The sequence below is a fragment of the Cohnella cholangitidis genome (assembly GCF_014107495.1).
Taxonomy (GTDB): domain Bacteria; phylum Bacillota; class Bacilli; order Paenibacillales; family Paenibacillaceae; genus Cohnella; species Cohnella cholangitidis.
The window spans coordinates 4,475,493-4,493,284 of the sequence record NZ_CP041969.1 but is presented as its reverse complement, the minus strand read 5'-3'; the positions used below and the strand labels follow the sequence as shown (position 1 = coordinate 4,493,284).

The 17,792-nt window shown below is 51.6% G+C and carries 14 protein-coding genes and 1 pseudogene; 4 read left to right on the top strand and 11 right to left on the bottom strand.

Going from position 1 to position 17,792, the window contains the following annotated elements; translation table 11 throughout:
* Nucleotides 1-132 precede the first annotated feature (132 nt).
* Nucleotides 133-495, top strand: coding sequence for a Na-translocating system protein MpsC family protein (locus FPL14_RS20710; RefSeq protein WP_182299541.1), 363 nt, complete (start codon nt 133-135; stop codon nt 493-495).
* A gap of 84 nt (nt 496-579) precedes the next feature.
* Here the strand turns inward: FPL14_RS20710 and FPL14_RS20705 are convergent, their stop codons facing one another.
* From FPL14_RS20705 to FPL14_RS20690, 4 genes are read right to left on the bottom strand one after another with little or no spacing between them, the layout of a single operon-like run.
* Nucleotides 580-969, bottom strand: a complete 390-nt coding sequence (locus FPL14_RS20705; protein ID WP_182299540.1) for a hypothetical protein — start codon at nt 967-969, stop codon at nt 580-582.
* Nucleotides 970-992: 23 nt separating this feature from the next.
* Nucleotides 993-2,366: a sensor histidine kinase gene (locus tag FPL14_RS20700; RefSeq protein WP_182299539.1), complete on the bottom strand. Its 1,374-nt coding sequence runs from the start codon at nt 2,364-2,366 to the stop codon at nt 993-995.
* A complete protein-coding gene (locus FPL14_RS20695) occupies nt 2,363-3,037 on the bottom strand; it encodes a response regulator transcription factor (protein ID WP_182304088.1) in 675 nt (224 codons plus the stop codon). Before FPL14_RS20695 ends, FPL14_RS20700 begins: the two co-directional genes overlap by 4 nt.
* Before the next feature lie 31 nt (nt 3,038-3,068).
* Nucleotides 3,069-5,201 carry an MMPL family transporter gene (locus FPL14_RS20690; RefSeq protein WP_182299538.1) on the bottom strand — a complete coding sequence of 711 codons (2,133 nt, stop codon included), beginning with the start codon at nt 5,199-5,201 and terminating at the stop codon, nt 3,069-3,071.
* A 979-nt stretch (nt 5,202-6,180) separates the two neighbouring features.
* Here FPL14_RS20690 and FPL14_RS20685 point away from each other — a divergent pair.
* Together FPL14_RS20685 and fdhD are read left to right on the top strand one after the other, a co-directional pair.
* Nucleotides 6,181-8,533: pseudogene (locus tag FPL14_RS20685) on the top strand (FdhF/YdeP family oxidoreductase).
* Between the two features lie 24 nt (nt 8,534-8,557).
* Nucleotides 8,558-9,349, top strand: coding sequence for a formate dehydrogenase accessory sulfurtransferase FdhD (gene fdhD, locus FPL14_RS20680; protein WP_182299537.1), 792 nt, complete (start codon nt 8,558-8,560; stop codon nt 9,347-9,349).
* 39 nt (nt 9,350-9,388) lie between these two features.
* Here the strand turns inward: fdhD and FPL14_RS20675 are convergent, their stop codons facing one another.
* The 7 genes from FPL14_RS20675 to FPL14_RS20650 form a co-directional block, all read right to left on the bottom strand.
* Nucleotides 9,389-11,452, bottom strand: coding sequence for an alpha-glucuronidase family glycosyl hydrolase (locus FPL14_RS20675; RefSeq protein ID WP_182299536.1), 2,064 nt, complete (start codon nt 11,450-11,452; stop codon nt 9,389-9,391).
* 126 nt (nt 11,453-11,578) lie between these two features.
* Complete coding sequence (locus FPL14_RS20670) at nt 11,579-12,382, bottom strand: ABC transporter permease (protein WP_182299535.1); 804 nt, start codon at nt 12,380-12,382, stop codon at nt 11,579-11,581.
* Nucleotides 12,366-13,184 (bottom strand): ABC transporter permease, encoded by an 819-nt coding sequence (locus FPL14_RS20665; RefSeq protein WP_229263603.1) that lies wholly within the window; start codon nt 13,182-13,184, stop codon nt 12,366-12,368. Before FPL14_RS20665 ends, FPL14_RS20670 begins: the two co-directional genes overlap by 17 nt.
* Nucleotides 13,181-14,188 (bottom strand): ABC transporter ATP-binding protein, encoded by a 1,008-nt coding sequence (locus FPL14_RS20660; protein WP_182299534.1) that lies wholly within the window; start codon nt 14,186-14,188, stop codon nt 13,181-13,183. The genes FPL14_RS20665 and FPL14_RS20660 overlap by 4 nt, the downstream gene beginning before the upstream one ends.
* 294 nt (nt 14,189-14,482) lie before the next feature.
* Entirely contained in the window at nt 14,483-14,605 is a 123-nt protein-coding gene (locus FPL14_RS30375; protein ID WP_267875383.1) for a hypothetical protein, read from the bottom strand.
* A gap of 146 nt (nt 14,606-14,751) precedes the next feature.
* Complete coding sequence (locus FPL14_RS20655; protein ID WP_229263602.1) at nt 14,752-16,113, bottom strand: MATE family efflux transporter; 1,362 nt, start codon at nt 16,111-16,113, stop codon at nt 14,752-14,754.
* Nucleotides 16,114-16,298: 185 nt separating this feature from the next.
* Nucleotides 16,299-16,826: a hypothetical protein gene (locus FPL14_RS20650; protein ID WP_182299532.1), complete on the bottom strand. Its 528-nt coding sequence runs from the start codon at nt 16,824-16,826 to the stop codon at nt 16,299-16,301.
* A 234-nt stretch (nt 16,827-17,060) separates the two neighbouring features.
* On the opposite strand from FPL14_RS20650, the gene FPL14_RS20645 reads away from it, so the two are divergent.
* Entirely contained in the window at nt 17,061-17,735 is a 675-nt protein-coding gene (locus FPL14_RS20645) for an SDR family oxidoreductase (RefSeq protein ID WP_182299531.1), read from the top strand.
* The last annotated feature ends 57 nt before the right edge of the window (nt 17,736-17,792 follow it).

The following is a 17,792-nucleotide window of genomic DNA, read 5'->3' as shown; positions in this document are numbered from 1 at the left end:
TAAAGAAAGACTAAGCTTTTTTTGAAGTAACGATTGCCGATGTATGCGTTTTATTGTTAAGATGGTTCTATCATTGCCTCTTGTTACGGAGCAGCGCACCTGCAACCGGACATGAGGATTCGAGGGACAGCCATGAATCGATACGAGGCCGAATTCAGCAATTTGGTAAAGGCCTACCGCAAGCAACATATGGGCAAAGGCCCGAGCCGAATCATTACGACGTTCTGCAAAAACTGGGCGATCTGCGAGATGGAAGGCAATCTGTCTCCCGTCGAGAAATTCATGGCGTCCGCCAGCGAAGGCAAGAACATGGTTCGCGACGCGCGCACGCTGTGGGTGAAGGAAATTTACCGCAAGTATCCCCCGGTGGACATGGAGCGCCTGCTCGGCGCGAAGTTTCTGGATCTGTATCTCGACATCGACGTGGACAAAGACTTCGGAATGTCGATCTTCGTCTTCGACACCGACTTGCAAGCCAAGTTCGGCTCATCATAAATTAAAATAAAGTCAGGGCGCCTCGATCTCGAGCGCCCTGATTTCAAGTAATGAATTCTATTCTACTTTATTTCTCGCATCGATCTAGTTTCGAATAAATATTTTTTTATCGAAAAACAACAGGATGGTGAAGAGAATGATGGCCAAGAGCAAAACCGATGCGGTCGAAATAAACGTAATCGTTGTGAGCGTGTTCTCATTCTTATAGTAAATCAGCATACTAAGCGGCATAAGTCCGCCGCCGATTAGACTGGTCCAAGCGTGCAGCTTAGCCGTTCTCTTCATGCTGATCTCTTTAAATACATAATAAAAAATACCGTACGCGAAGAGGGTTAACCAGCCGACAACTAGAATATGGGCATGACCCGGAACCATTGTATAATCTTTTCTACCCGCCAAATCCGATCCGAGCATCGCACCGATCAATGAATAGATTGCTGAAATACGAATCAACCATTTACTATAATTAACCATATTATTCCGCTCCTTTATTAATTTCATTCTTTAGGTAATGTAATCCTCACGCACGTTCCCTCGCCAAGCTCGCTTGATACATCAATGCTCCCGTCATGCAATTCAACGATTTGTTTGACGATCGTTAAACCAAGCCCTGTACCTTCTTTCGTTCTAGAAGGTTCCGCCCTATAGAAACGATCAAACACGTGCGGAAGCTCGTCTTCTTTAATACCGATCCCAGTATCCTTGAATTGAATGGTTACATAAGAATCACCGTCTTCAAGCTCGATTCGAATGGAACCGTTCGGTTTATTGTATTTCAATGCATTGGTAAACAAGTTATCCCAGACTGTCTCCAATAAGCTCCTATCCCCATGGAAAACAACAGGAACGAGTTTGTAATAAAGCTCGATGCCTCTCTCCTCGATTCGCCATAAATATTTCTGTGACAGGCTTCTGAGCTGCTGATCCAACGAGAACGATTCACGCTTTAATCTGCGGGTTGCCTGATCTAACGAAGTAAGAAGCAGCAGCTGTTTCGTGAGAATGGATAGTCGTTTGGCTTCCGTCTGAATGATCGAAGAATAAGCCAATCGTTCTTCTTCCGTTATCGTCTGAGCCCCCAATAAATCCGCATATCCCTGAATGTTGAGAAGAGGAGACTGAAAATCATGCGACACATTGCTAATGAATTCTTTGCGCGACTGATCGTTCTCATGCAGCTTCTTCGTCATCTCATTAAAGCTCTCGGCAAGCTGCCCAATCTCGTCTCTGCGGTTAATCTTAAGCAAATGATCGTACTTCTCCTGCGAAATGTGCTTTGTCGCTTCCGTAAGCTGCGTAATTGGGCGAATAAGCCGCTTGGCAACGACGAGCATCGCCACAAGACTAATCACGGCCATCGATACAATCATGCCGGCAAAAATGATGTGTACCTCTGTTACAAGCAGATCAATATTCGGCCGTAGAAATAATCCATAGTTTTCACCCTCGTATTTAAACGGCAGTCCAACTGTGTTTTCCAGCTCGTTCGCAAACATTCCCTTCATGAAGATCCAGCTAGGGAATTCTTCCATCCCATGATACACATTTCCGTTAAATACGAGCAGCTTGGCTGACTCCGATAATTCCGTAACTGCAAATTCGCTCCCGAAAAATCGAGAATAGCCCGATTCTCCTGCAACGTATAGCTGATAACCGATCTGACCAAGCGTGGATAAATAATGTTCTAAATCTAAATGTTCAGTCGTTTCAATATAATGCGTTAATTGTTGTGCAATCGCGACATTCTTCTCATCGTTCAGCTCTTCGCTAACCAGATAATAGTACGTATTTGCCGAGAAGAAGGCGACAACCGTGCTGATTAAGATGATGAGAATAGCGGTGACGGTAAATTGCCGATAAAGTGTTTTCACGAATTCTGAACCTCTAGCTTGTATCCAACGCCACGGGTCGATCTTATTTCTATATTGGCTCCGAGGTGGATTAGGCGTTCGCGTACCCGTGTCATATGCGTATTCAACGTATAATCATCGCCTTCATAGTCATGCCCCCAGATTTGCCCCATAATCGTACTCCGTTCAACAACATGATTCGGACGACTTGCTAATAAAGCGAGCAATTCAAATTCCTTTAAAGGCATGACGACGGAACGCTCTCCCGTCGAAACTTCAAATAGTTTACGGTTGATGGTCACGTTGCCGACTTGTATGATCGATTGATATTCCTTATCGAATCGCCGTAAGATGACAGCGATTCGAAATAATAATTCTTTCGGTTCGAACGGTTTCACCACGTAATCCTCTGATCCCGCGAGAAATCCTTTTGTTTTGTCTTCCAGCTCGCCCTTAGCAGTTAAGAGCAGAACAGGAATGCCGTAATCTTGGCTTAAAATCCTTGTTAATTCAATACCATCCATCCCCGGCATCATCACATCAACGATGGCTAAATCGGGCACTTCCTTCTCCAACATATCCAGGGCTTCTGCTGCGTCGTAAGCATTCAACACCCGATACCCTTCGCGTGCCAGATGGATGCTTACAAGCTGTACGATGTTCTTATCATCATCAACCACCATGATTTTCAGCTTAATCCCCCCCAATCATGGAATACGACCTTTAGAGTCCGTAAGACTCTGAGACAGCTGACTTCCTTTTATCCTTCTCGAAGAACAAGATTAGAGCAGGCAGTAACATTCCTCGAACCAAGAAAGTATCCATCAGAATACCGATCGCGACAATGAAACCAAAGATGAACAGATCGGCAATCGGCATCGTCATTAAAGCTGCGAACGTTGCCGCCAATATCAAGCCGGCCGATGAAATAACGCCGCCCGTATTGCGAATCGCAATTTCAAGCGCTTCCTTCACCTTGCGAGTCTTACGTTCCTCTAAGAAGCGTGACACCAGTATAATATTATAGTCAATTCCAAGCGCGACTAAGAAAATAAACGCATAGACCGGCACACGAGTACTTACTGCTTCATAGCCGAACAACACGTCAATCAGGAATATCCCGAGTCCCAATGCCGCCAAGAAGGATACCAGGATCGTCGCCATCATGTAGGATGACATTTTAATCGATTTCGTCATTACGAGCAGCAGCACAAGGATAAGCAGCGTTTCGAGGAGAACGATCACCTTTATATCACGGTTGTTTATATCACGTTCATCCACCAGCTTCGGCGTTATCCCGCCAAAATGGATTTCTCCCGAAATACTTGCCGCCGCAAGCAAGCTATCGCTATTGTTGCGCAGCTCATTGAGCATGTTGATCGCATCGACGGAATAAGGGTTAAAATCAAGCGTCACGCTTAACTTTAACGCTTTAGAATCCTCCGCTACATCAACTAATCGAACAGATGCAATATCATCATTGTTCTGCAGTGTACCGCGGAGACTGTCGATCTGTTGTTCCGTTAACGCTTCTTTGCTTGTAACCAGTAACGAGGTCGGCGCTAACTCCCCTTTATCATACTTGCTTTCCACAATTTCATATCCTTCGCGTGAAGGCAAATCTTTCGGGAACGATTTCACGGTATCGAACTCATAATTCGTGTTAAGTACATTAAGCGCCGCCGCAATCATCAAGATGGCTACTATTCCACCTGCAACCCCTGGCTTATTGACAACGAACTTGGCCAAAGGCCCCCAGAAGGAATGCTTCACTTCAGCAGAAGTGCCGTACTTAGGCACCCCAGGCCAGAACGCTTTTCGCCCAAACAATGTGAATAACGCGGGCAATAGCGTAATCGACGCCAGCATAATAATCAGCATCGTCATCCCGAAAAAAGGCGCGAAGTTCTGGTAGTCTCGGAAGTCTGCGAAGAATAACACAAGCATCGCTGCGAATACGGTGCCGCCCGCAAGCCATACCGGCTCACCTGTTGCCCGCATTGCGTGCTTCATGGCATCGTACTTGCTTTCGTAATGATTCAACTCTTCGCGGAAGCGCGAGAATACGAATAACGAATAATCGATAACCGCCGCGAACAGCAAAATGCTCATGATCGAAGATGTCGAGTTATTGATCTCTAGTCCACCGGCTCCCATCAAGCCAACGACTTGATTGACGACCTGGTATACAATCGCAGTAGCCAGCAATGGAATGAGCGCTAATAATGGTGAACGGTAAATCGAGATCAGCAGCAACAGGATAATGCCGATCGTAGCCAAAAGCAATACAAAGTCCGCGCGTTCAAACAGTTTCAACGTATCCCCCGCGATGCCCGCAGGTCCCGTTATGCGGAATGTAGTGTCCGCCAAGCCTTCGGCGATATGATTTCCGGCTTCCGCAACTTTATCGATGGTCTCGCCAATCTGACGATTGTCGGCATCGGGGTCCAAAGTCAACGGAATAATCAAGGTTGATCGATCTTTTGATTTAAATCCTTCCAATGCCGGCGCTGGCAATGTGGAAATGTCAACGATTGCGTCTACGCCCTCTATATTCGCGGATATTATCGCATTCATAATCTTGTTTACATCTTCGAGATTTACTTCGCCGTTCTCATTATGAAATACGAGAATCCCCGGTGTTCCTTGATCATTAGGGAAATATTGCTCAAGCTTTTCATTCGCAATGATCGATTGCGCATCTTTCGGCAAAGACTGGAAGTTCGTCACCTTGTAGTCGCTTAATTTGGGTCCAGCACTTAAACCAATCATGACAACCAGCCAAACGCTTAGGGTTATCCACATGCCGCGCTTTGTGGACACCCAATCTGTTAATGGACGTAATAGGGCTTTCATTTTATCCTCCTTTTGTTGTAGACTCATCTGCTCGAATGAATCTCGTTTGCTACGCATACCATCATATTCTCTCTATATAAACTCAAAATAAACTTCGTAAATACGATAGAGATGATACCACTACTGGCGTTCACGGTAACGGTGAAGGTCATCGGATGAAGAAAATACGCCATCATCTCATGCTGAATATCAACTGTAAAAGAAAAACCATTTCAAACTAACGATTGCAGATGTATGCGTTTTATTGTTAAGATGGAATTATCATTGCCTCTTGTTACGGAGCAGCGCACCTGCAACCGGACATGGGAATTCGAGGGACAGTCATAAATCGATACGAAGCCGAATTCAGCAATTTGGTGAAAGCGATCTTTATCTCGACATCCACGTGGACAAAGACTTCGGAATGTCGACTTCGTCTTCGACACCGACTTGCAAGCCAAGTTCGGCTTATCATAATGTGAAATAAAGTTCAAAAAGTCAGGTTTTCAGCACCGAGAAGACTGGAAGAAGCTAGGGACTGAGGAACGGAGCGTAGGCAAAACCTACGTAAGTACCGGAAGGCCCGGCTGAATCCAAGATTCGATGTCGAATCCGCTCCTTGCGTCGCTTCGTGATCAAAAGCTGGCTTTTTGAACTCCTATCAGTGAAATAAAGTTCAAAAAGTCAGGTTTTCAGCACCGAGAAGACTGGAAGAAGCTAGGGACTGAGGAACGGAGCGTAGGCAAAACCTACGTGAGTACCGGAAGGCCCGGCTGAATCCAAGATTCGACGCCGAATATGCTTCTCGAAATGCATCGTGATCAAAAGCTGACTTTTTGAACCTCCTATCAGGATTGGCACCGGGCAGCGCACCTGCTTTGGACTAACCGCGAGACTTGAATTCTTCTTCGTGAAGACTCACAGGCTTGGCGGTTTTTTTGTATTCGACAAGTTGAATGGCGCGATCGGAATAAATGGATTGAATCAGGGAGGAAACATCATGGGAACAACGAAACATTCCGGCAGAACGAAGCTGCCAAGCCGGCCTAGCCCGAAGCTATGGGTGAGCAAAGTCCCTTTCGGACTGGGAAAAGTAAAGCCGAAGCACATCCGAGAAACGATGAAAATCATGTGGGAAAACCGCGACAATCTTCCTTACGCCTATCGTATATTAACGAAAGGCGTATGCGACGGTTGCGCGCTTGGCGTATCCGGCCTGTACGACCAGACGTTATCTGGGCCTCATCTTTGCACGACGAGGCTGAACGTGCTGCGCCTCAATACGATGCCGGCCATTAAACCCGAAGTGCTCCATTCGGATATCGAGGAGCTTCGCCGCATGGACAGCACGCAGCTTCGCGCGTTAGGCCGCATCCCCTATCCTTTGGTGCGCGGCAAAGGCGAGCGTTCGTTCAGGCGCGCCACTTGGGACGAAGCGATGGATCGAATCGCGGGCAAAATCCGCGGCATCGACCCGAAGCAGCTCGCGTTCTATCTTACGGCCCGCGGGATAACGAACGAATCCTATTACGCGGCGGCCAAAGCCGCGCGATATATCGGCACTAACAATATCGACAATGCTTCGCGGATTTGCCATTCCCCGTCGAAGACCGCTTTGAAACGTTCGCTCGGGATCGGAGCCTCCAGCTGTAACTACAAGGACTGGATCGGCACCGACGTTCTCGTCTTCTGGGGAAGCGTCGCCGCCAACAATCAGCCGGTATCCACGAAGTACATGTACGCGGCCAAACGCAAAGGAACGAAAATTATCGTCATCAATCCCTATCGGGAGCCGGCAATGGAAGGATATTGGATTCCTTCGATTCCGGAATCCGCTCTATTCGGAACGAAACTCGCCGACGATTTCTACCAAGTCAACATCGGCGGGGATATCGCCTTCATGAACGGCGTCATGAAAGCATGGTTCGAGATGGAGGAGAGACAGCCGGGCTCCGCGATCGACCATGATTTCGTCCGCGAACACGCGAACGGGTACGAATCCTTGAAAGCGCATATCGAGAGCCAAGAGTGGGAACAGCTCGAGCGCTCTTCCGGCTTGACGCGAGAGCGCATCGAGGAGTTCGCCGCGTTGCTGGCGCGGTCTAAATCCGGCGTATTCGTGTGGAGCATGGGACTGACGCAGCATCGGTTCGGAACGGACAATATTTCGCAGGTCGCCAACCTTGCGCTGCTTCGGGGCTTCCTTGGACGCGAGCATTGCGGCGTCATGCCGATTCGGGGACATAGCGGAGTGCAAGGCTCAGGCGAGATGGGAGCAGATCCGTTCAGCTTGCCCGGGGGCGAATTTTACGGAAAGGACATCGAGCGAATCGAACGGTTATGGGGATTCGAGCTTCCTAGATGGCAAGGGGACATCGTTGGAGTTACTCTTGAGAATGCCATGCTGCCCAATGATCATGAACGCAAGCTCAAGCTGTTCTATACGTCGGGTGGAAACTTCCTCGAGACGATGCCGGAGCCGGAGTTCGTACAATTATGCTTGGAGAACGTGGAGCTCCGCGTTCATCAAGACATCGTGCTGAATACTTCGACGCTCGCCGACGCCAAGGAGGAAGTATGGGTGTTGCCGGCGATGACCCGTTACGAACAACCGGGCGGCGGCACTTCCACCTCCACCGAGCGCATGGTGTATTTCTCGCCGGAAATCCGGGGACCGAGAATAGGCGAAGCCCGTCCGGAGTGGGCGATTTACTCCGACTTGGCGGCACGGGTTAAACCGATCGGCGCCAATCCGTTCTGTTCAAGGATGCCGCTCATATTCGGGAGGAGATTGCTCAGGCCGCTCCTAACTACAACGGCATTCAGCATCTGTCCAATCAAGGAGACGTTTTCCAATGGGGAGGCGCGTGGCTGTGCGAGGGCGGAGTGTGCCCGACGGATGACGGAAAAGGCCGATTGCTGGCTATCGAGCTGCCCGAGCTTCGCAAGCCGGAAGGGAAATTTTACGCGACTACGCGCAGGGCAAACAGTTCAATTCGATGGTGTACAGCGAGACAGATTCATTCAACGGAGCCGGACGTTACGACGTGCTGATGAATCGCGGGGACGCGGATAAGCTAGGCATTCGCGAAGGGGATGCCATCGTAGCGTACAACCGTTACGGCGTCATGCACGGGAGGTCGAAGCTTGAAGATATCGCGCCGGGCAACATCGAGCTCTATTGGCCGGAAGGAAACTCATTGCTCCCGAAAGGCGTATACGAGCCGCATGCAGGCATTCCCGAGTACAATGCCGCCGTTGTCGTGGAGAAAGCGGAATCGTATCACGCGTTGAAGGACACACGTTACGTGGAACGCCGGATCGAAGAATTAGAATTGGATTTGCCGGGATAACCGGAGCTGAACGGAGGAATAAAGTTGGAACAACAGTCCTGCGTCACATGGCGGACGACGAAAATAAACGGGGATCATTGCGCGGAAGTGGAAGACGACGTCGCCGCCGAATTCCCGCTCACGATTCGTCTGGACGGCGAAGAATTCGCGACGATCGTCTGTTCTCCGAGCGACCTGACCGATCTCGTCGTCGGCTTCCTCGCATCGGAAGGAGTCATTCGTTCGACGGATGACATCAAGGGTCTGTCTATCGACGAGGATCGCGGATTCGCTTACGTCGAGCTTCATCGGCCGCAATCGACCGCGAAGGAGTTCCACTCGAAGCGGATCGTCGGCTCCTGCTGCGGCAAGAGCCGGCAATTCTACTTCCATAACGATGCGCGTACCGCGAAAACCTTGATCGGAGGAACGACGATTTCGGCGGAGCGGTGCTTCGAGTTGATGAAACGCATGCAACTCAGCTCCATCGATTTCCATCTCACGGGCGGATTTCATAATGCGGCGCTTTGCGATAATGAGGACCTAATAGAGGTCCGTACCGACATCGGCCGGCATAACGCCCTCGACAAACTTTTCGGCCACAGTCTGCGCCGAAAGCTTCCGACCAAACAATGCGTCATCGCGTTCAGCGGTCGGCTGTCTTCCGAAGTCGTGCTAAAGGCAGCCAAAATCGGCTGCCCCATCTTGTTGTCCAAATCCGCTCCGACCGATCTCGCTCTCCGTCTAGCCGAAGACCTTGGGATCACCTGCGTCGGATTCATTCGCGCGGATTCCATGAACATTTATACTCACCGAGAGAGGATCACGGGCTTGTAACGAATCGGTTGAATGCGCAGCGTCTTTATGAGCGACGCGCTAATATATCACCCGATCGTGCATGTCCGCGATCCCGGATTTGCGATAAAAGTACGTATTGATCTGATCTCGCCATTCTAGGGCATGCTCCGCTTGATCAACGAGACGCTTCCTTACGCGGTTGTATATCCCGGGATCGACCTTCGCCTTGACGGAGTCCCATTGCTCGAGCTGACGTGCCGCCCTGTCCGCCCCTTCGAAGTGCGAATCGTAAATATGCTGGATGACGCTCTTGCCGGATTTCAACGCATGAGTATACGGAACGTGATGGAAGAACAGGAGCAGCTCGTCCGGGCACGTTTCAAGCGCTTCGTACATGTCCGATTGCGGGGAATGATACTGTCGGGTATAGCCGGTGCCGGATCGTGCCGTTCGATCGACCCCGATTCCTTCGTTATCCGCGAAATGGTAAGTGCCCCACTTCGAATATTCGTAGCCGTCGACGTTCGGGCCGTAGTGGTGATCTGGATTGACCATCCAACCGACGCCGAGCGGTGCCGTATAGGATTCATAGATCGAATAGGAGTCGAGAAGCATCCCGGCAACGACCTTCGCGGTCTCCGGATCATGGGGGAATGTCATTCCAATCCATTCCTTCGCGATTTGCTCGGAGCTTAAGCGCGGATTCCACGCCAGCCTCGCGAACCCGTAGAAGTTCGCCTGGGCAAGATCATGTCCGGTCCAATTCGGATCATCCCCGATATTCGATACCGCCGCGATTCCTCCCCTTCCGTTGCCGAACAGCCTCCCGCTGGCAATGTCCGCGATCGTCGAGCCTTCCCCTCCGGCATAAGTGTCGAACGCCAACGCTTCCTTCCACTGCGGAACTAGGTAACACAGATGGCGTTGCTGTCCGGTATATTCTTGGGTTATTTGCAGCTCCATCACTTGATTCGTTTGCTTCAATCCGCCTAATAGCGGCGATACGGGCTCACGGACTTGAAAATCCATCGGCCCGTTCTTGATTTGCAGCAGTACGTTATCCCGGAATTGTCCGTCCAGAGGCATAAAATGATCGTAAGCCGCGCGCGCCCTGTCCGTTAACCGATCGCGCCAGTCCTGCAAGCAGTTGTATACGAAGCATCGCCAAATGACTTCTCCGCCATAAGGCTCAAGCGCATTCGCGAGCATGTTCGCCCCATCCGCATGGTTTCTCCCGTACGTGAAGGGACCTGGCCTGAATTCCGAATCCGCCTTCACGAGGAAACCGCCGAAATCCGGGATCCGGCGGTAAATCCCTCTCGCCGCTTCTTCCCACCAACGGGCGACATCCGGATGAAGCGGATCTGCCGTATCCAGTCCCCCGATTTCGATCGGGCTCGCAAAATTGACGCTCAAATACAAGCGAATGCCGTATTCCCGGAAAATATCCGCGACCTTGGCCACATCGGGCAACAACGTTTCGGTAATCAGCTTCGATTCCTCTCGATGCACGTTCACGTTGTTTATCGCCGCCGCGTTGATTGCCCCCGATGCCAACAAGCGCGCATAATCCCTGATACGGCCGAAATCCGCAACAAACTTATTGTCGCGATAAAAAAAGCTATTTCCCGCATATCCGCGTTCGATCGACCCATCCAAGTTGTCCCAATGGTTAATCATGCGCAATCCGTTGCCGGGAACCTCGCGAACGGCCAGCTTTTCGATGCTTTCCCCGATTTGCAGCAGCCGGATCAAATGAAACGCGGCATAGAGCACGCCTATATCCTCAGCCGCCGCTAGATAGATCGTGCCATCGTCGGCCGTATGGACGACATACCCTTCTTCGCCCAGCTCGGCCGGATCGAACTTCGCCGCCACCCCGTCGAACGCCGGCGAGCTGCCGAAGGTTCCGGCCACGATAGCCGGTTCATCCCCTACTATCCCGTTATCGTTAAGCGATAATCCGAGCATCGCATTGAGCGCAATCTCCAGCTCTCTTCGCGCGGAATGCAAGATCGCCGACTCTCCGAATACCTTCAGGCGCGAGCAGCTCTTCAAATACGCTTCGCGCAATTTACCGTTATCGATATAACGATAACCTAACCAACAATCGTAGCCGCTTTCGCTTTTCCCTAGACTCATGATCGCGCTTCAACCGCCTCTCTACGATCCTTGGATCAACCCTCCCTCCCAAATTAACACCTTGCCGACAGCGGTTCCATGCTCTTTTCGAGCCTATCATTTATCCAAATCGAGCCGTGAACGGCTTCAGCTCCTCATGGCGATCGTGTTGCCGGAAGCGTAGCGGCGCAAGCCCAATCGGAAGAAGAAGACGCCCGCAAGCGTAAATGCGGCGGTCAACGCCACGGCAATCGCAACGAATGCCGCATCGAACTCCTTAAGCAACCCTATGGGCAAATAGCTGATGAAGCCTGCAGGCACTACGGAGAACAACACCAGCTTCGCGAATCCGCGGAATATATTGGACGGATAAGTCGTTAGCGCGATAAAGCTGACGAACAGCTGGTGCGCTATTCCTTCCGCGTGTCCCATATAGAAGGCCAAACATCCCGCGATGATCATTACCGCCATGAATAGCAGCCCGCTTATAAGCAGACCGAGCAGGAACAGCAGAGCCCCCCGGATGGACAGATCTCCGACCATGAAATAGACGACGAGACCGAACGCGAAATCTCCCGCGGCCGTGACGGAGCTTCGGCTCGCGAGTACGTTAAGCAGTACCGGCTTCGGCTGCGATAAGTAGACGTCCAGCTGGCCCGTGGCAATGATTCCCGCGATACGGGGAAAGTTGCCGAATAGCATGGAAGCCCAACCGAAGCCTCCCGCGCTGATCGCCCATAACATCATGACGTCCCGCAGCTCCCAGCCTTGCACGATCGGAAACCGTTCGAAGAACAATCCCCAGAAGAACAGCCAAATGAAATTGTTGACGAACATCATTCCGGCAAGCAAAAGGAAGCTTAACCGGTATTCCATCGCCGACGCCAAGTTCACCTTCCAGCTAGTTAACACGAACCGGATATTCGCTCCGATTTTAGCCCCCGTTAACATGCAGCTTAGTCACCCCTCTCCGATATAACCAACCGACCGCAAGCCCGAGACCGACTATCCAAGCCGCCTGTATTCCCGCTTGGCCTGCAAGCAGCGCGGCATCGTAATGAACCGCCATCCTCGCGGGAAAATATAACGCCGCTTGAAAAGGAAGCCATGCGCAAACTCGCTGCAGCCACTCCGGCATCAAATCGATCGGCAGCAGCATGCCGCCTATCGTGAATTGCAGTTTCTGCAACACGAAGTATAGTCCGCTCGTCTCCTCCACCCAGAACGCGCATAACCCGACTAGCATCAGCAGCAGGAAGGTGATCGTCAGCGCTCCGGCGCTTAAAGCTAGCAGTCCCATCCACCCGAATCCGAATGACGGCGCCCCGACGAAAGCCCAAGCGATCGCGCTGCCGACGATAAGGTGAACGAAGAAGCGCAACAACGCCTCGGAAGCAAACACCGAGAAGTGATAGGCGACATAAGATTGCGGGCGGGTTAGCCGAATCGCGACGTCCCCGTTCTTCACCTCTTCCTCGATTCGCGTGCATACCGGCGGCGCGGCAAGCGTCAAAGCCTCCGTGAAAACGAGATACCAGACGATCTGCTTCAGAGTGAACCCGGCGATGACGGTCGTGAAATTCCCGTCGTAAGCGGCGGACCACAATTGAATGAATACGTAGAGGATAAACAGCAAGAAAAAACAGCGCATGACGAAGTCGGTTTTGTAAGCGAGTTGATGGCGGAAAGTTATCCGGCCGACAGCGAACGCTTTTCTTCCCATCGCTCCCCAACGATTGCTCTCCCCGTTCATCCTTCTCCCTCCCTCTCCAAACGCATGCCGTATACGTGCTTGATGATTTCCTCAAGCGGCGGATCCTCGACGTTAACGTCGGTGAAGCTTACGCGCCCGATCAGCTCCCCCATCACGCGTTCGATGTTCGTCTGCTTCAGATCGACCGTTAATCGATAGCTGCTGCCTTCTTCCCGGAGCCACTCCGCTCCCGAGATGGCGGGCAGAGCTTCATGGTCGATTCCGGACGATAACGTTAACGTGATATTTTTACGGCTCAGGACTTCACGCTTCATTCGGTCTACCGGTTCGTCGATCAGAACGCCTCCATGATGAATGACGACCGCCCGCGAGCACAGAGTCTCTACGTCGCCGGCATCGTGCGAGGTGAGGAAGACGGTCGTCCCTTCGGTGCGGTTCCGTTCCCGGATGAGCTCCCGAATCCGCTGCTTGACGACAGCGTCGAGGCCGATAGTCGGTTCGTCCAGGAACAACAGCTTGGGACGGTGAAGCAGCGAAGCCGCGATCTCGCAACGCATGCGTTCTCCGAGCGACAGCTTGCGTACCGGCGTGTGCAAATACGGGCCCAGCTCGAATCTCTCGATCAAATCGTTTTTCCTTGTTGCGTATTCGTCTCTCTTCATCTCGTAGACGCGGCTAATGAGCTCGAACGTGTCCATGGGAGGCAAGTGATACCATAGCTGAGACTTCTGTCCGAATACCGTACCGATCCGGAACGCTAATCTTTCTCGTTCTTTCCACGGAGTAAACCCGAGTACTTCGGCTTCCCCCGAAGTCGGATGAAGAATGCCGGTCAGCATCTTGATCGTCGTCGATTTACCCGCCCCGTTAGGTCCGAGGAACGCGATCGTCTCTCCTTCCCGAACGTCCAAATCGATGCCGCGCACCGCTTCTTTCGTCTCCCATTGCGGTTTCCAGAGCGAACGAAAGCTGGCCGACAGCCCCGCTTCCTTCCTCTTCACTTGAAACCTTTTCCGAAGTCCTCTAGTCCGTAACGCCAACATGCGAGCTTCCCCCCTTTTCTCTCTCTGCCACGGTACAGCAAAAAAGACCTTCGGCAAGTTCCGCCACAGAGTAGCGGAACTTGCCGAAGGTCTTTTATCCCTACGGTGTAACGCGGACGAAGCCGCAGCCGGTTTCGCTCGGTTCGGCAAGCTGGCGCGCTCCCGCGCATCCTCGCTTCCGGCTCCCTAGAAACCCTTCCGTTTGATGTAAGATTTTACCTTGCGCTGGCAGTTAAAGCAAGAGTTTTCCTGAAAGGCTCGTCGAACAATTTCATGACGCCTTTCCTCGCGACTTTATTTATCTTGAGATCGTCCGCCAATGGGGTTGGCCAGAAGCTCGATCAATATCGGTTCCTCGGCAGCCTTCCTCTCTTGATCGTCTTCCGATCTCGCTTCCGCGCTTTCTTGTTCAAGCATCGATTGATATTATGACGATGCTAGCCACCGCAACTTCCCCTCTCCTTTGGTTGGCCGAATTAACGGCTGCCGTTAATGATTCACACCTTCATACTTGTCGATAATGATTATCATCGTCAATAACGACAGTAAAAAAATTCCCTTGGTTAACAAGGGATTTCCTTTGAGCTGTATTGGCGGAACGCGGAAGCGAATGCCCCGGACTTCCGGTGACGCCGCCAGCGGAACCACATGATGACTCCGCGAGAGTATTCATCCAGAATCATCCCGGCGTAGACGCCGTATAACCCCCATTCCAAGGATATGCCGAGCAAGTAAGTCAAACCGACGGCAACGATCCACATGCACGGCAACGATACCTTCATGCTGAATCGGCCGTCGCCGATCGCGTTAATCGACTGCCCGAGCGCCATGTTAAGCATTTTCCCCGGCTGCAGCAACAAATTCAGCCATAGTAGCGAAACGGCCATATCCACGATCCACGGATCCGCCGTAAAGAAATTAAGAATCGACTCCCGGAACAAGAGAATCAATCCCGTGTTGATCATTACTAGAACCATCCCGATTCCGAGCGCGCGATAGCAGCTGTAGTAGGCCTCCCTATATCGCCCGGCGCCGTACTCACGGGCGATCTGGATCTGTACGGCCATCGCGAGCGACCATCCGATCGTGAAGGCGAACGACTCCATCGTGTTCATATACGTTCTAGCCGCCAGCGCCTGGGCCCCCATAACCCCGATCAAGCTCGTGATCGCTAGCTGCGAGACTTGCCAGGAAGCACCGTTTACGCTCATCGGCCATCCGATCTTGAATACTTCCTTCAACAGGCGCAAATCGAATTTACCGAACTCGCGCCAAGCGATCGGCGCTTCGAACGCATGACGAAACAGCCGAAGCAGCAACAGCACCGCCAACACTCGAACGAACAACGTCGATAACGCCACTCCGAACAGCCCCCATTTCGGGAATCCGAGGGCGCCGAAGATGAATAGCGCATTCAGGACGATGTGCAGGATGTTCATGGCGAACGCGATATACATGGGAGAGCGCGTATCCCCCGTATTCCTCACACAGGTGCTGAGCGCGGCGTTCAGCGCGGTAAACACCATGCCTCCGCCGACAATGGACATATAAGTATGGCCAAGAGGGCGAATTTCTTCCGGCATTTGCAGAGCCGCGGCGAAAGACCCCGTCCCGAACAAAAGAACGACGCTGACGACGACTCCGAGAGCCCCCGTCAGGACGATAGCCATCGTGCCGATCGTGCGGGCTTCCGCGCGAAGCCCCGCCCCCAGCCGCTGTGAGATCAAAATTCCCGCGCCGCTGGCGACCAACATGAATATAATCAGCACCGCGTTAAAAAACTGATTTGAAAAACCTACAACCGCAACCGCATCGTCGGAAATACGGCTTACCATAAGCGTATCCGCCGTTCCGATCGCGAATTGAAGGAACATTTCGATCATAATAGGCCAAGAAAGCGCCCATAGGGAAAGCTTTTTCTCCATACTCCGTCTATAATCCCCTTCGCCATGCACTGCAAAATCACATACAGTTGGCATCATACCACGGAGCTAAGCTAGGAGAAAGGCAATCCAATTGTCTTCTATGCGTTTGTAGACCCGGAATCGGCGAATAAACGGCCTTCTACTCCTCCCCAGGGAGTCTTATCCGCATCATTCGCGGTTTTTCGTCAGATCAGAGCCTTTTCCAGATGTACCTTGACGAGTTGTCCATCCGTCTCGATCCAGCCGTTCTCCAGTTGCGTCGTTTGGGGCTCGTTCCCGTTAGTGATCGCCGTTAACCGGTCCTCGGCCCAATTGTTGCCGGAGAATACTGTGAGAACCCGATTAACCGTATGAGCCGCATCCGCATTGCTGCTCGGGAACGCTACGTCTAGAACGAGCCAATTCCCTTGGACTCCGACGACTCCTTCGACGCCGCTCGAATTGGAGAAACCGATTCCGTTCTCCCGGAAGGATAGATCGAATTTCAACTCTCCGAACAAATCGACGATGTTCTTGGTCGATGCCGTAACGCGATCGTTCACGGCATCAAGCGACTCCACCTGCTGCCCGGTCCAATCCTTGAGATCGGAAATCGCCGTCTCTAAACCGCTCTTAACCTCGTCCACGGTCGGAGTCGCATTGCCGCACGCCGCAAGAGAGAGCAACAACAATGACGAAGCTGAAACGGCAATCCATTTTCGTACGCTTTGCACCTTGTCATCAGCCTTTCTATTCGCTTTGTTGTACACTACGCAGAGAAATAGATTTTTCCTCTTCTTTATTAAAAAATAGTAACGAGATCTTTAATCAAATCAAGAATACGTAATGGAAAGGAAAGGAATACGTCATTCGCTCGATAGTTGGTTATCGGGTTAAGTGATAGTTTTAGGGTGTAGGGCGAAAAACTACTCGCTCCGCAGCACACCAACTGAAAAGGATGATGAAATATGAGAATTCTAGTCACCGGCGGAACCGGCACGATAGGCAGCCATTTGGTTCCCGAACTTCTAAAGCGCAAAGCGTCCCTGCGCATTCTCTCAAGGGATCCGCAGCGCTCCCGGCAAGGATATGAGAACGTGGAGTGGGCCCAAGGAGATTTGGAGGCTCCAAACCGTCTGGGCCGGGTCTTCGAGCAGGTCGATGCCGTATTCTTGTTGCTCGGCATGTCGCGAACGGAGACGGCTCAAGGCGTTGCGGCCGTTCAAGCGACCAAGCAAGCGGGTGTTCGCAAGATCGTTTTTTTATCCGTTCCTATGCACGAGCATATGCTGCACATCCCTCACATTAAGGGCAAGATCGGGATTGAGGAGGCCATTAAACAATCCGACATAAAGTATACGATACTTCGCCCGAACAATTTCTTCCAAAATGATATCTGGTTCCAAGAAGCCGTTATGAATTATGGGGTTTACCCTCAGCCGCTCGGTTCGGTCGGTTTGCATAGAGTCGATGCCAAGGATATTGCCTATGCGGCCGCGAACGCGCTCCTTCTGGACGGATACGAAAATCGGGAATTTCCTCTTATCGGACCGGTAGCCTTAACGGGAGAGGCGATTGCGGAGACGTATGCCTTTCATTTCGGAAAACCCGTGCGTTATGCCGGAGACGATCTGGACTCATAGTATCAACAAGCCATAAAGGCGATGCCTGAATGGTTGGCTCAAGATTTTCGCGTGATG

Excerpts from the sequence above, each read along its gene's own strand:
- FPL14_RS20710 (WP_182299541.1), top strand. The coding sequence starts at position 133 with ATGAATCGATACGAGGCCGAATTCAGCAATTTGGTAAAGGCCTACCGC.
- FPL14_RS20705 (WP_182299540.1), bottom strand. The coding sequence starts at position 969 with ATGGTTAATTATAGTAAATGGTTGATTCGTATTTCAGCAATCTATTCA.
- FPL14_RS20690 (WP_182299538.1), bottom strand. The coding sequence starts at position 5,201 with ATGAAAGCCCTATTACGTCCATTAACAGATTGGGTGTCCACAAAGCGC.
- FPL14_RS20675 (WP_182299536.1), bottom strand. The coding sequence starts at position 11,452 with ATGAGTCTAGGGAAAAGCGAAAGCGGCTACGATTGTTGGTTAGGTTAT.
- FPL14_RS20670 (WP_182299535.1), bottom strand. The coding sequence starts at position 12,382 with ATGTTAACGGGGGCTAAAATCGGAGCGAATATCCGGTTCGTGTTAACT.
- FPL14_RS20665 (WP_229263603.1), bottom strand. The coding sequence starts at position 13,184 with ATGAACGGGGAGAGCAATCGTTGGGGAGCGATGGGAAGAAAAGCGTTC.
- FPL14_RS20660 (WP_182299534.1), bottom strand. The coding sequence starts at position 14,188 with ATGTTGGCGTTACGGACTAGAGGACTTCGGAAAAGGTTTCAAGTGAAG.
- FPL14_RS30375 (WP_267875383.1), bottom strand. The coding sequence starts at position 14,605 with ATGCTTGAACAAGAAAGCGCGGAAGCGAGATCGGAAGACGATCAAGAG.
- FPL14_RS20655 (WP_229263602.1), bottom strand. The coding sequence starts at position 16,113 with ATGGAGAAAAAGCTTTCCCTATGGGCGCTTTCTTGGCCTATTATGATC.
- FPL14_RS20645 (WP_182299531.1), top strand. The coding sequence starts at position 17,061 with ATGAGAATTCTAGTCACCGGCGGAACCGGCACGATAGGCAGCCATTTG.